The sequence below is a fragment of the Streptomyces sp. NPDC048337 genome (assembly GCF_043201175.1).
GTDB lineage: Bacteria > Actinomycetota > Actinomycetes > Streptomycetales > Streptomycetaceae > Streptomyces.
Genome location: NZ_JBICYR010000001.1, coordinates 120,167 through 132,424, shown reverse-complemented (window position 1 = coordinate 132,424; position 12,258 = coordinate 120,167). Strand labels below are relative to the sequence as shown.

Here is a 12,258-nt window from a genome sequence, read left to right as displayed (position 1 = left end):
GACGGTGGCGCCCTTCGCGGCATGATCACACCATGAGTGAGATCGTCTTAATGTCCGATGACAGGGTCGCGGCCGTGCCCGTACGGGAGTGCATGGAGCCTCTCGTCAGCGTCCGGCACCAGGGCGGCGCCCTGCTGATCGACGGCCGCAGGCAGGACCCGGACGGCGCGTACGCGTACCTCCGGGAAGGCGTGCTCGAACGGCTCCTGGAGGCTCAGGCGCTGCTTCCGGGGGGTCTGCGGCTGCTCTTCGTGGAGGGGTACCGGCCGCCGTCATTGCAGCGGCGGTACTTCGAGGAGTACGCGGGGCGGCTGCGGGCCGGCCATCCGGACTGGTCCGCCGAGCGGGTGCGGTCGGCGGCGCGCCGCTACGTGTCCCCGCCCGAGATCGCCCCGCACAGCGCCGGGGCCGCCGTCGACCTGACCCTCGCCGACGCCGACGGGCGCGAACTCGACCTGGGCACCCGGGTCAACGCCGATCCGGAGGAGAGCGCGGGCGCCTGCTACACCGCGGCGGAGGACATCGGCGCCCGGGCCCGCGAGCACCGGGAGATCCTGGGAACCGCGCTGACGGCCGCGGGCCTCGTGAACTACCCCACGGAGTGGTGGCACTGGTCGTTCGGGGACCGCTACTGGGCCTTCGCCACGGGAACGGGGACCGCCTGCTACGGACCCCGGGAGCTGGGCTGAGATCCGTGGCCGAACACGAACCGGACCTCGCCTCGACGACGGCGGAGCTCATCCGGATCGACGGGACGGCCGGCGCGCGCCGGGCGGCCCCCGAGGCGCTGCGGGCGGTGGGCGCCGCCCGGCGGCTGCTCCGGACGCCGGCGCGGGCGGAGCGGGGCGAGGAGCTCGCGGAGCTCTTCGAGGTCGCCGCCTGGATCCTCTTCGACGCCGAGCAGCACGGTTCCTCGTACGCGCTCAACCGGCAGGCCCTGGCCCTGGCCCGCGGGCTTCCCGCGGAACGGCGGTCCGTCGAGTGGCTCGTCCTGTCCGTGCTGTGCATGCAGGAGGCGCACCTCGGGCGGCCGGGCGACTCGCTGCGCATCTCGTCGTCCGTCCTCGCCGGCAGGGGTCTGCCGGAGCGGGTGGCCGCGATCTTCCACGTACGGGAGGCGCGCGCGCATGCGCTGCTGCGGCGGAAGCGGGAGGCCGAGCGGTCGATGAGCACGGCGCGGGAGTTGCTCGGGGACGGACCCGCCGCGGCGCGCGATCCCGCCTGGACCTGGTGGTTCGACCGGTCGGAACTGGTCGGTCATCAGGGGCTGGCGCTGGCCGACTTGGGGGATCTGGAGGGGGCGGCGTCCTGCCTGCGGGAGGCGACGCGGGCGGGCGACGCGCCCGCCTACCGCTCCCTCTTCTCCGCCGAGTTGGCGTCCGTCCTTGCCAGGGCCCGTGATTGGACCGAGGCGCACGCCTGGCTGTCGCCCCTCGTCGAGTCCGCGCCGGCCATCGGGTCGACGCGCGCCCTGAACTCGCTGGCGCGCACCACGCGCACCATCGAACGCGCTCGTGGCGTCCCGCGCGGGCTGCGGGACACGAGCCGACACCTCGCCGAGGTTCTCCGGAGAGAGATCCCGCCCCACGACGAACGCCGGTGAGGCTCCGAGGAGTTCGCACAGGGCATGTCGAAATCCCGGTGGTGGAGTGGCGCTCCAGAGCGTTACTCTGGCGCCATGTTGGGTTCCGATACCTACCAGCGCATCCTGACCGCTGCCCTCGGCTGCTTCCTCGAAAACGGAGTGCGACGCACGACGGTGGAGCACGTCCGCACACGGGCCGGGGTCAGCAACGGCAGCTTCTTCCACCACTTCCGCACCAAACAAGACCTTGCCGAGGCGGTCTATCTCCACGGCCTGGAGGAGCACCAAGCCGAGCTGTTGGCCGTGTTGACGCCTGAGGCCGCCCTTCGGGACGGCGTCGAGGGAGCCGTGCGCCGGCACCTCGCCTGGGTGGACGCGCACCCGGAGTTGGCCGCCTTCCTCATGGCGCCCCCTGACGGGATCACTCCTCGTGAGTCTCCGAGGATCGCGGCCTGCAGCAGGGAGTTCTTCCGGGCCGTCGCGCAATGGCTGAGGGACCGCGGCTGGGACGGCACACCGGACCTGGGCGTCGTGGTCGCCGTGTGGATCGGGCCGGCCCAGGAGTACACCCGCAGCCGGCCGGCGGGCGGAGCCGGACTTCCGCACGACGCGGCGACACCGCTGGCCCGAGCCGCGTGGAACGCCCTGCGGCCGCTGCTGCCGCCGGCCACCTTGGAGGACGCACGATGAACCAGACCGTCACGCGCTACCGGCGCGCACTCGCCGGCGTCGACCACGTCGTCGACCGGATGCCCGCACACGGCTGGAGCAGCCCCTCGCCCTGCCCGGGATGGACGGGATTGCACGTCCTGGGGCACATCATCGACGGCCAGCGGCAGATCGCCGCCCTGCTGTCGGGCCAGGGACCGCGCGAGCCGCTGCGTGATCCGGCCGAGGCGGTCGTCGGGCAGCCGGTCGCCGCATGGGCCGACGCCCTCCGGGCCATGCGGGAGGTGCTGGGCGCCACCGATCCGGATCGCCGCATCGCCTCGCACCACGGCGAAGTGACGGCGGAGTGGGTGCTGGGCACCGCCGTCATCGAGCCGCTCGTACACGCCTGGGACCTCGCGTGGGCCGGAGGCTTCGAGGCGTCCCTCGACGGCGAGGCCGTCGGGGCGTGCCTGGTGGCCGTCGCTCCCGTGGCGGAGCAGTTCGCGGCCACCGGAATGTACGCACCCGCACTGGCCGCCTCCGCCCGGGACACGCCCCAGCAGCAGCTGCTGGCCCTCCTGGGGCGGAACGCTACGGCTGGTCGAGGTCGTTGAGGCACTGGTAGAAGGGGCGGCGCAGGGCCACCGCGAGGGGGCGGGAGTCCGAGCGGGCGTAGGCGTCCAGGTGGTTCCGGGCGGTGGTCACCGCGGGCCGGGGGTCCTCCCCGGACAGGGTGGCTTCGACGGCCCTGGCGGTGACGGCGGCCAGTTCGGGGAGTCGGTGGCGGACCCTGGCGAGGTCCGGGGCCAGGTCTTCCCGGCCCGCGAGCGCGGCGACCTCCCTGGCCAGGGACGCCCCGTGTGCGGTGAGCCGGTCGGCGGTGGCGATGTGCCGGGACTGGAGCCGTACGGCCTCCCGGTGGCGGCGGCGCAGGGGGTTGAACCGCATGGCTCGTTCGGCCTCGCGGGCGCGTGTGGCGCTCGCGTGGATCGCTTCCACGTGGGCGTTCACCAGGGTGAGGTTGTCGCGGGCGGCGGCCGGGCCGGCGCCCAGGGCCGCCGCGCTGCCGGTCAGGGTCCGCGTCAGGCGCGCCCGGCAGTCGTCGGCGATGGCCGTCAGGAGGCGGTGCGGGTCGGGTGGCCACAGCAGCGGGGCGAGCAGGATCGTCACCACCGCTCCCGCCCCCGTCTCCCAGACCCGGTGCAGGGCGTAGGAGTCGGGTGAGGTGCTGGCGAAGACCAGCAGCGACGAGGCCGCGACCTGGATGTTCAGCCCACCGCCGGCCCTCAGGACCATTCCGACCGCCAGGCCCAGGGCGACCACCAGCGCCAGCGCGGCGGTCGAGGGACGCAGCACGTTCAGGACGACCATGCCGATCACCACGCCCGCCACCACACCCAGGGTCCGCTGCAGCGACGTGCCCAGGGCGGTCATGGGATCGCCTCGCAGGGCCACCAGCGGGACGACCGCCGCGTAGACCGGCGGCTGGTCGGCTCCCAGCCACAGCGCGACCTGCCAGGCGACGGCGACGGTGACCACGATGCGGGCCGCCGCCGGGCCTTCGGTGCGTACGAGTTCCCGAACCCGGCCGGCTCGCGATGCCCGGGCTTCGGCGAGGTCGGTCATCCGCGCCTTTCGGTCGGGCGTCCTCGCCCTCCCGTCGGACGCTCCGGGATCCGCGCGGTCGAACGCCGTTGCTTCCTCGGCCCAGCGTGCAGCGGGCCGGAGGCCCGATGCCGCCATTACACCGAAAGCGGCATGTCAGCCGCGCTCGCGCAGGTACGCCTCCAGCTCGGCGGCGCCGGTCAGCATCGCCCGCCCGCGGGCGGACAGCCGGCCTTGCCAGTCCCGCAGTGCGGCCTCCAGAGGCGCCGGCCCGCCGGCCGCCCGCACCCGGTCGATCAGCGGGGCGATCTGCTCCAGCAGGTAGCCGCCCCGCCTGAGCTGGTGAACCAGCCGGGCGTCCCGTACGTCGGCCCCGTCGTAGACGCGGTACCCGGTCAGCGGGTCGCGGCGCGGGCGCACCAGCCCCGCGCGCTCCCACTTGCGCAGCGTCGCGGGCCGGATCCCGAGCTGCCCCGCCAGCGGTCCGATGAAGGTACCGCCGGACTCGGACACCGCGGCGTCGCGTTCGGGCGCCGCCGAGGACGTCAGGTCGCGCAGGGCGCTCTCCACGGCCTGGAGGGTGCGCCGGTCGTCGAGCAGCTGGGCGTGGCTCTCGTCGATGAGGCGGAACGCCTCGTCGACCCCGCCCCCGTTCACGGCCCGCATGATCGAGGTCGCCGTCGGGTGGCCGTGGCCGGGCACCAGGGCGAGGAAGGCGTCCAGGGCCCGCGCGTGCAGCGGGGTGTAGGTCCGGTAGCCGTGGGGCGTGCGGCCGGCGGCCGGAAGGATGCCGGCCTCCTCGTAGTTCCTGACGGCCTGCGTGGACAGACCGTGCCGGCGCGCCAGGTCGATCGGCCTGAGCTGACCACCGTTTTGAAGGTTTCGCCCCACAGCCCCGCCCACATCGCGCGAAAGTTTCAACCGAAGGTTCAACGATAGCGTTGAAGGCATGGCTACCGACATCAAGGACACCGGCCGGGCCGTCGAGGCCGCCGCCGTCATGAAGCTGCTGCCCCGCCGGCCCCGGCTGCTCGCCCTGGGCGAGCCCACCCACGGCGAGGACACCCTGCTCGACCTGCGCAACGAGCTCTTCCGGCAGCTCGTCGAGCAGGAGGGCTACCGGACGATCGCGATCGAGAGCGACTGCATGATGGGCCTGGTCGTGGACGAGTACGTCACCTCGGGCACGGGCACCCTCGGCGAGGTCATGGAGCGCGGCTTCAGCCACGGCTGGGGCACCTCCCCGGCCAACCGTGAACTCGTGCGCTGGATGCGGGCGTACAACGACGGCCGGCCCGCGTCCGACCGGCTCCGCTTCGCCGGTTGCGACGGCCCGCTGGAGATCAGCGGCGCCGCGAGCCCCCGGCAGGCCCTGCACGCGCTCCACGGGTACCTCGCCACCCGGGTGGACGCGGACCTGCTCCCGTGCTCCGCAGACACGCTCGACCGCCTGCTCGGCCCCGACGACCGGTGGACCGAACCCGCCGCGATGATGGACCCGTCCCGGTCCGTGGGGCGGTCGGCCGAGGCCGGGGAGCTGCGGCTGCTCGCCGACGATCTGGTGGCCCTGCTCGACGAGCAGACGCCCCACCTGATCACGGCCACCTCCCGGGAGGACTGGGAACGGGCGCGCCTGTACGGGCGCACCGCCACGGGCCTGCTGCGCTACCACTTCTGGATGGCCGACACCTCACCGGCCCGCATGACCCGGCTGGTGGGTCTGCGGGACGCAATGATCGCCGCCAACCTCCTCGCCCTCGCCGAACGGGGTCCAGCACTGATCCACGCCCACAACTCCCATCTCCAGCGGGAGAAGAGCACGATGCGGATGGGCGGGATGCGGCTGGACTGGTGGAGCGCCGGTGCGCTCGTGAGCACCCGCCTGGGCGAGGAGTACGCCTTCCTGGCCACCGCGCTCGGCACGATCCGCCACCAGGGCGTGGGCACCCCGCCGCCGGACACCGTCGAAGGCCTCCTGTACGCGCTCCCGGAGGACCGCTACGTCATCGACGCGCCCCGGCTGGCCACCGCCCTCGGCGACGCGCGGCCCGTGCCCCGCGTATCCCCCTGGTTCGGCTACGCCCCGCTCGACCCGACCCACCTCCCGAACAGCGACGGCCTGGTGTTCGTCAAGGACGTCCCGCGGAGCTAGTGCCCGACCGCGGGGTGGCCGGCTCGCCCTCCGGGCACCCGGGTGGGGGATCGTTCCCGGGGGCCCGGGGGTCCTTGGAGTCGACATGGGCGGCGACGCCCACGGGGGCCATGTTCAGGGGGGCGGACATGGAGGAGGACAGGGAGCCGCCTATGGCCGCGAACGCGCTCGCGATGATGAGGAGGAGGACGCGTCGGGTCCGGGTGATCGCCATGGGAGAGGTCCTTACGCGGATCGGGGGAACGGGCTGACGACCCCATTGCGCCCCACGGCGCGAGCACGGGTCACGGCCCGGAAAGTCGGGACTTGACAACGGGTGGGGCTCAGACCGGCGCATGATGAAGGCATGAGCGACCGCGAGGATTTCCTGGCGTGGGTCCGGACCGCCCTCTTCGAAGCGGAGCGTGCGCTGCACAACGGTGACGCGGCTCCCCGCCGGGCGCTCTGGTCACGCAACGAGCCGGTGAGTGTCCTGGGGGCCTGGCGCAACGCCTACGGCCAGAAGGAGCTCGACGAGCTCTTTGCCGATCTCGGGAAGAGCTTCTCCGACTGCAGGTCGTTCACGTTCGAACTACAGGCCTACGACGTCATGGGTGACATGGCCTATACGGCCGGCCTGGAGCACACTTCCACGTCCGTCGACGGACATCCGCGCACGTACACGCTGCGGGCCACCCAGGTCTACCGCCGCGAGGACGGCGAGTGGCGGGTGGCCCATCGGCACGGCGACACCGTCGTCGAGTAGAGGTGAGGGGTCAGATCTCCTCGTTCTGCGGCATGAAGGCGACGCAGTCGACGTCGAACTGGTCGGCCAGCACGTTGATCATGCCGGCCAGGGCGAGCACGGTCTCGGGGTCGAGGTCCGTCTCGTCGGTGGAGCGCAGCCACTCCGCCCCGAGGCGCCGCTGCAGGCCGGTGACCTGGTCGGACGGGGCCAACAGCGCGCCACCCGTAGCGGAGAGCAATGGTGTGTGTGCATTCATGATGGAACCGCCTCCGGCAGCGCCCTGCGCCTACCCGCCGACGGCTGGGCCATGCCCCGTGCACGGCCCCTTTCCGGGGGCCGTGCACGGGGCCGCGCGGCCCGGCGGGCGGTGGCGCCGCTGGACGGGGTCGCCGAAGAGCCGGACGGGGAGAGGAAGGTGGCAGGATGATCCGGGTGCTGGTCACCGATGACGAGGACATCGTCCGGGCGGGGCTGCGCGGGGTGCTGGGCACCGCCGAGGACATCGAGGTGGTCGGTGAGGCGGGGTCGGGCGCCGAGGCCGTGGAGGCCGTGCGGCGGCAGGACGCCGATGTGGTGCTGCTGGACTTCGTCATGCCGGGCGCCCTGGACGGCGCGGCGGTTGCGGGCCCGGCACCCCGCGCTGGGGATCGTCGTGCTGACGACCCGTACGGACGAGGAGGCCGTGGCCCGGATCTAGCGGGCCGGGGCGGACGGGTACCTGCTGAAGACGGCGTCGGGCGCGGAGTTGGCCGAGGCCGTACGGGACGCCGCCCGGCACCACGCGGTCCTCTCCCCCGAGCTGCTGGCCTCGGTGATGGACGGCCGTGATCGGGGAGCTGTCCGTACAGGAGCTGCGGAGCGTGCCGGCGCCGGCCGACGGGCTGGGCACCGGGAGATCGCGGAGTTGGTGGGTGTCGCCGGGGGCACGGTGAAGACACGCCCGCCGGGCAGCCCGCCACGTCCTGCGCCGGGCGCTCCGCCGGGCGGCCTGATCGGCAAGCCGGGGGGTCAGTGGCCTGCGGCCTCGGCGCGCAGGGCGGCCGCCCGCCGTGCCGGGTCGTAGTCCGGTCCGACGCCCTCGACCAGCACCAGGTCGCCCTCGATGTGGTCCGTGCGCAGGCGCAGGATGTCCTGGTAGGGCGGCGAGTCGTACCAGGCGCGGGCCGCGGCCAGGGTGGGGAACTCGATCAGCACCATGGTGCCCGGCCAGGCGCCCTCCACGATCTCGGCCGGCGGGCCGTGGATGACGAAGCGGCCCGCGAAGGGGTCCAGGGTGGCCTGGATGCGCTCCAGGTACTCGATGACGTCGGCGTGGTGCCGGCGGCTGTGGAGATGGGCGAAGCCATAGGCGGCCATGGTCGGGCTCCTTCGTTCCGGTTCGCCCCGGGCGGGACGACGACCAGAACGTAGCCGGGGGCCCGCGAGGGGGCGATTACCTCGCGGGTAGTTGCCATCGGGCCCGGCCGGTGCCGGGTGTCACACGGTGATGACGACCTTCGCGCGCGCGTGTTCCACTTCGAGGTACCGGATGGCCTCGGGCGCCTCGCTCAGCGGGTAGGTCCGGTCGACGACCGGGGTGACCCGTCCCGACTCGGCGAACTCCCGCAGGGCCGCCAGGTTCTCCCTCTTCGGTGTCGCCGTGAGGACGAGCAGCCGCTGGCTGACGAAGGGCGAGAGGAGCGGGCCCCGGTAGGCGAGCGGCCCCGGCGCGGACATCGGGGAGAACCCCTAAGGTTGCGCACCGGGCAGGGACCCGGGGGAAGACGGCCGGCGGGGATGGCGGGTCACGGCTCCAGGTGGCTGAACCCGACCTCGAAGCGTTCGACCGAGACGATGCGCTGCCCCTCGCGCTGGGCGATTTCCTCCCGGAGCCTGGTGGTCTCCTCCTCGCTGGCCAGCATGCTCTGCTCGTCGTCCCACAGGGTCAGCGACTTGGCCCGGCCGGAGGCGCGGTCGACGAAGTAGTAGACGCCGCGGAAGCCGGGAACCCCCTTGACCTTCTTGACGATCTCCGCCGAATTCCGGCTCAGGTCCCCCTCCGGTGGAACGGGTGACCCCTGGTAGGTGCTCAGCCTCGCGAACATCGCTGCCCATCCCTTCCTGCCCGGCTGCCGGTCGGGCCGCCGCCCTCGTCGGGACGGGCGGCTCCCATCCCCAGCGTGCTCCGGCGGGCGGCGGGTCGCATGCCGAGCCCGCGGCGCGACAATGGTGGGGTGGCGTACGTAGCCGTGACCGCCTTGAGCCACGTCGGACTGGTCCGCGACCAGAACGAGGACAGCCTCGTCGTCGGGCCGTGGACCCTGTGCGGGACCGTGACCGAGAACCCCCAGACCCTGGTGTTCCGGCTCGGGAAACCGCTGGTCGTGGCGGTGGCCGACGGGCTGGGCGGGCAGCCGGCGGGCGAGGTGGCCAGTGCGCTGGTCGTCCGCCAGCTCGCCACGGCCGGTCCTTCGCTCGATGACGCGCAGGCCCTCGGCGACGCTCTGGACCTGTGCAACCGCGTGGTGCATTCGGCGGCCGACGGCCGTCCGGAGCTGGTGGGCATGGGGACCACGGTCGCGGGCGCGGTCGTGCTGGCGGAGTCCCTGATGGCCTTCAACGTCGGCGACAGCAAGGTGTTCGACGCGGGCCGGGACGGGCTTCGCCAGGTGAGCGTGGACGACAGCCCGCCACCGGTGCCGCCGCGGCGCACCACCTCGCTCGTCACGCAGACGCTCGGCGGCACCCGCGGGTTGAGCGACGTCCACCCCCACGTGGCGACCTTCCCGCTGGCCACGGGCGACCGCTACCTGGTGTGCAGCGACGGGCTGACCGACCCGCTGCCCGACGACGCGATCGACGAGCTGCTGCGCCTGCACGACGACGGCAGGGCCGCCTTCGAGCTGTGGAGGGCCGCCATCGCGGCCGGAGGCCCCGACAACATCACGCTCGCGCTGGTACGCATCGGCGCATAGACACGCCGACACGAGAGGGGCGGATTAGGCCATCCGGTCCAAACGCAGGAGCGCCTTCGGCCGAACGTGACCACGCTGCGTTAGGTCTAGACACGGAGAGTGAGGAAGGGCCCGCTCGCCGAAAGTGAGGTAGTCCATGTCGATCGGGACCGAAGCGGGTGCCGCGACCGAAGCGGCGGAACGCGATCAGGCGCAGCACAGCCTCAGCACGGCGGCCGCGCGGAATCTCGCGACCACCACCAAGTCCGAACCCCAGATGCAGGGCATCAGCTCCCGCTGGCTGCTGCGCAAGCTGCCGTGGACGCACACCCCCGGCGGCGTCTACCGCGTCAACCGCCGCCTCGCGTACGTCGTCGGCGACGGCCGCGTGACCTTCGTCAAGAGCGGCTCCAAGGTCCAGGTCATCCCCGCCGAGCTCGCCGAACTGCCGCTGCTGCGCGGGTTCGACGACCCGCTCGCGCTGGGGGCGCTCGCCGAGAAGTTCGTGCAGAAGGAGTACGAGCCCGGCCAGGTGATCGTGCACGCGGGCAAGAAGGCCGACCACGTCTTCCTCATCGCGCACGGCAAGGTCGAGAAGGTCGGGACCGGCAAGTACGGCGAGGAGAACGTCCTCGGGCGGCTCGGCGACGGGGACACCTTCGGCGGCCACACCCTCGCCGGGTCGAACGGCGCCACCTGGGACTACACCGCCCGCGCGGCGACCGCCGTCACGGTACTGACCCTCCCCCATGCGGCGTACAAGACGGTCGCGGCCCGGTACGAGCACCTGCGTGCCCACGTGACCGGCGTCCACAGCGCCTCCAACGGCTTCAAGACCAACAGGCACGGCGAGAAAGCCATCGAACTCAGCGCCGGACACATCGGCGAGGCCCTCCTCCCCGGCGCCTTCGCCGACTACGAGCTCAAGCCGCGCGAGTACGAGCTGAGCGTCGCCCAGACCGTGCTCAGGGTGCACAGCCGGGTCGCCGACCTCTACAACCAGCCGATGAACCAGACCGAGCAGCAACTGCGGCTCACCATCCAGGAACTGAGGGAGCGCCAGGAGTACGAGCTCGTCAACAACCCGGAATTCGGGCTGCTCCACAACACCGACTACGACCAGCGCATCCAGACCCACTGCGGGCCGCCGACCCCGGACGACTTCGACGACCTGATCAGCATGCGGCGCGGCACCCAGTACATCTTCGCCCACCCCAAGGCCATCGCCGCCTTCGGCAAGCAGTGCAACAAGCTCGGGCTCGCCCTCGACAGCGTGGACGTCGACGGCCACCCCATCCCGGCCTGGCGGGGGATCCCGATCCTGCCGTGCGGCAAGATCCCCATCACCGAGCAGCACGCCTCCTCGATCTTCGCGGTGCGCACGGGCGAGGACAACGAGGGTGTGATCGGCCTGTACCAGACCGGTCTGCCGGACGAGTTGGAGCCGGGGCTCAACGTCCGCTTCATGGGCATCGACGAGCGGGCGATCATCTCCTACCTGGTCACGGCCTACTACTCGGCGGCCGTCCTCGTCCCGGACGCGATCGGCATCCTGGAGAACGTCGAGGTCCGGCCGCGCGCGTGAGCGGCTCCCTACGGCCGGGTGGCGGTCCAGGCCCGCGCGAACAGTCCGTGCGCGGGGACCGGGGGCAGGAGGCTGGTGAACGGGCCCTGGAGCTCCGAGCCTCCGGCGTCGGCCAGGTGGGTGGCGAGCTTGGCGGATTCGAGCGGCAGGTGGGGGGCCTAGAGCTCCGTCCACGGGCCGGGGACGAAGGCCGTGCGCCCGGCCCGGGCCCGCCGCCCGGTCTCCACCGCGCCCGCCGCCGACAGCCCGGCCTGGGCCGCCTTGTGCCGGGCGGGCGTCCAGCGGTTCCAACGGCGGACGTTGCGGTCGGTCGGGCGGGCCGGCGCCAGGAGTTGCAGGTACAGGCCGCCTGCGTCCGGGCCGACCCCGAGCGCCTCGCCCACCTCGGCCACCGGCGAGACGCGGTCGCGCGCCTCGGCGAGCAGGCCGAGCGCGGCGCTCTCCGCGCCCGGCTCGTGCGTCCGCGCCCAGTCGGCATACGCCTCCGACCTGCTGGGGTCCGTCGGGAGGGGGGCAGGAAGGTTCCTGGCGCCGATCCTGGCACGGACCACTGACATCGCCGTCAGGCGAGCCCGTCTTCGACCAGGCCGGCGAGGACCGCCTCGCCCAGGGCGTGCACCGCGGACTGCGGGCGGACCATGACGGTGAACTCCTTGACGCGGCCGGCCCCGTCGAGTTGGAGCAGGTCGATCCCGTGGATCTGCTTGCCGTTCACCGTGCCCCGGAAGGGCAGGATCACCGACGGCGCCTGCGCCCCGTCGGCGCTGGTCTCGGCCGCCCCGTCGAGCCGGCCGAGGTAGCGGAGGTCCTCGAAGGTGCGCAGCAGGACGCCGAAGAGTCCCAGCACCGCCGCCTTGCCCTCGAAGGGGGTGAACTTCACCGGGCTGTAGAGGCGGACGTCCTCCGTGAACAGGTCTTCCATCGCGCTGAGATCGCGCTTCTCCACGGCCGCGCGGAAGCGTTCGGCAGTCTCCATGACCCCTCCTGATACTCATCATTATGACTAGTCAGTTTCATGAG

General features: G+C 72.8%; 17 protein-coding genes. 9 read left to right on the top strand and 8 right to left on the bottom strand.

What is annotated here, in order from left to right; genetic code table 11:
- The first annotated feature begins 32 nt into the window (after positions 1–32).
- From ACGFYU_RS00640 to ACGFYU_RS00625, 4 genes are all read left to right on the top strand, one after another.
- Entirely contained in the window at positions 33–689 is a 657-nt protein-coding gene (locus ACGFYU_RS00640) for a M15 family metallopeptidase (RefSeq protein WP_393825037.1), read from the top strand.
- Positions 690–694: 5 nt separating this feature from the next.
- On the top strand, positions 695–1,603 hold the full coding sequence (locus ACGFYU_RS00635; protein ID WP_393825036.1) for a hypothetical protein: 909 nt from the start codon (positions 695–697) through the stop codon (positions 1,601–1,603).
- A gap of 75 nt (positions 1,604–1,678) precedes the next feature.
- Positions 1,679–2,275 carry a TetR/AcrR family transcriptional regulator gene (locus ACGFYU_RS00630; protein ID WP_393825035.1) on the top strand — a complete coding sequence of 199 codons (597 nt, stop codon included), beginning with the start codon at positions 1,679–1,681 and terminating at the stop codon, positions 2,273–2,275.
- A complete protein-coding gene (locus tag ACGFYU_RS00625) occupies positions 2,272–2,850 on the top strand; it encodes a TIGR03086 family metal-binding protein (RefSeq protein ID WP_393825034.1) in 579 nt (192 codons plus the stop codon). Before ACGFYU_RS00630 ends, ACGFYU_RS00625 begins: the two co-directional genes overlap by 4 nt.
- On the opposite strand, the gene ACGFYU_RS00620 is transcribed toward ACGFYU_RS00625, so the two are convergent.
- Both ACGFYU_RS00620 and ACGFYU_RS00615 read right to left on the bottom strand, forming a co-directional pair.
- Positions 2,828–3,862 (bottom strand): aromatic acid exporter family protein, encoded by a 1,035-nt coding sequence (locus ACGFYU_RS00620; RefSeq protein WP_393825033.1) that lies wholly within the window; start codon positions 3,860–3,862, stop codon positions 2,828–2,830. The two genes, ACGFYU_RS00625 and ACGFYU_RS00620, sit on opposite strands and share 23 nt — an antisense overlap.
- Positions 3,863–3,997: 135 nt before the next feature.
- Positions 3,998–4,732, bottom strand: a complete 735-nt coding sequence (locus ACGFYU_RS00615; protein ID WP_393825032.1) for a TioE family transcriptional regulator — start codon at positions 4,730–4,732, stop codon at positions 3,998–4,000.
- 58 nt (positions 4,733–4,790) lie between these two features.
- On the opposite strand from ACGFYU_RS00615, the gene ACGFYU_RS00610 reads away from it, so the two are divergent.
- Both ACGFYU_RS00610 and ACGFYU_RS00605 read left to right on the top strand, forming a co-directional pair.
- Positions 4,791–5,993, top strand: coding sequence for an erythromycin esterase family protein (locus tag ACGFYU_RS00610; RefSeq protein ID WP_393825031.1), 1,203 nt, complete (start codon positions 4,791–4,793; stop codon positions 5,991–5,993).
- Positions 5,994–6,339: 346 nt separating this feature from the next.
- A complete protein-coding gene (locus ACGFYU_RS00605; RefSeq protein WP_393825030.1) occupies positions 6,340–6,738 on the top strand; it encodes a nuclear transport factor 2 family protein in 399 nt (132 codons plus the stop codon).
- A 10-nt stretch (positions 6,739–6,748) separates the two neighbouring features.
- Here the strand turns inward: ACGFYU_RS00605 and ACGFYU_RS00600 are convergent, their stop codons facing one another.
- Entirely contained in the window at positions 6,749–6,976 is a 228-nt protein-coding gene (locus tag ACGFYU_RS00600; protein ID WP_393825029.1) for a hypothetical protein, read from the bottom strand.
- A gap of 167 nt (positions 6,977–7,143) precedes the next feature.
- On the opposite strand from ACGFYU_RS00600, the gene ACGFYU_RS00595 reads away from it, so the two are divergent.
- Positions 7,144–7,548: a response regulator transcription factor gene (locus ACGFYU_RS00595; RefSeq protein ID WP_393825028.1), complete on the top strand. Its 405-nt coding sequence runs from the start codon at positions 7,144–7,146 to the stop codon at positions 7,546–7,548.
- Between the two features lie 180 nt (positions 7,549–7,728).
- Here ACGFYU_RS00595 and ACGFYU_RS00590 read toward each other — a convergent pair whose 3' ends face one another.
- The 3 genes from ACGFYU_RS00590 to ACGFYU_RS00580 all read right to left on the bottom strand — a co-directional run bounded on the left by ACGFYU_RS00590 (position 7,729) and on the right by ACGFYU_RS00580 (position 8,804).
- Positions 7,729–8,076: a DUF1330 domain-containing protein gene (locus ACGFYU_RS00590; protein ID WP_393825027.1), complete on the bottom strand. Its 348-nt coding sequence runs from the start codon at positions 8,074–8,076 to the stop codon at positions 7,729–7,731.
- Between the two features lie 120 nt (positions 8,077–8,196).
- Positions 8,197–8,436 (bottom strand): zinc-binding dehydrogenase, encoded by a 240-nt coding sequence (locus tag ACGFYU_RS00585; RefSeq protein WP_393825026.1) that lies wholly within the window; start codon positions 8,434–8,436, stop codon positions 8,197–8,199.
- 68 nt (positions 8,437–8,504) lie between these two features.
- Entirely contained in the window at positions 8,505–8,804 is a 300-nt protein-coding gene (locus tag ACGFYU_RS00580; RefSeq protein ID WP_393825025.1) for a hypothetical protein, read from the bottom strand.
- A gap of 129 nt (positions 8,805–8,933) precedes the next feature.
- Between ACGFYU_RS00580 and ACGFYU_RS00575 the strand changes: the two genes are divergently transcribed.
- Both ACGFYU_RS00575 and ACGFYU_RS00570 read left to right on the top strand, forming a co-directional pair.
- Positions 8,934–9,674: a PP2C family protein-serine/threonine phosphatase gene (locus tag ACGFYU_RS00575; RefSeq protein WP_393825024.1), complete on the top strand. Its 741-nt coding sequence runs from the start codon at positions 8,934–8,936 to the stop codon at positions 9,672–9,674.
- A gap of 136 nt (positions 9,675–9,810) precedes the next feature.
- Complete coding sequence (locus tag ACGFYU_RS00570) at positions 9,811–11,238, top strand: family 2B encapsulin nanocompartment shell protein (protein WP_393825023.1); 1,428 nt, start codon at positions 9,811–9,813, stop codon at positions 11,236–11,238.
- Positions 11,239–11,396: 158 nt separating this feature from the next.
- On the opposite strand, the gene ACGFYU_RS00565 is transcribed toward ACGFYU_RS00570, so the two are convergent.
- Together ACGFYU_RS00565 and ACGFYU_RS00560 are read right to left on the bottom strand one after the other, a co-directional pair.
- The gene (locus ACGFYU_RS00565) at positions 11,397–11,795 is read right to left on the bottom strand and encodes a hypothetical protein (RefSeq protein ID WP_393825022.1); all 399 of its coding nucleotides are present in this window, start codon (positions 11,793–11,795) and stop codon (positions 11,397–11,399) included.
- Positions 11,796–11,800: 5 nt separating this feature from the next.
- Positions 11,801–12,214 carry a nuclear transport factor 2 family protein gene (locus ACGFYU_RS00560; RefSeq protein ID WP_393825021.1) on the bottom strand — a complete coding sequence of 138 codons (414 nt, stop codon included), beginning with the start codon at positions 12,212–12,214 and terminating at the stop codon, positions 11,801–11,803.
- Positions 12,215–12,258: the final 44 nt, after the last annotated feature.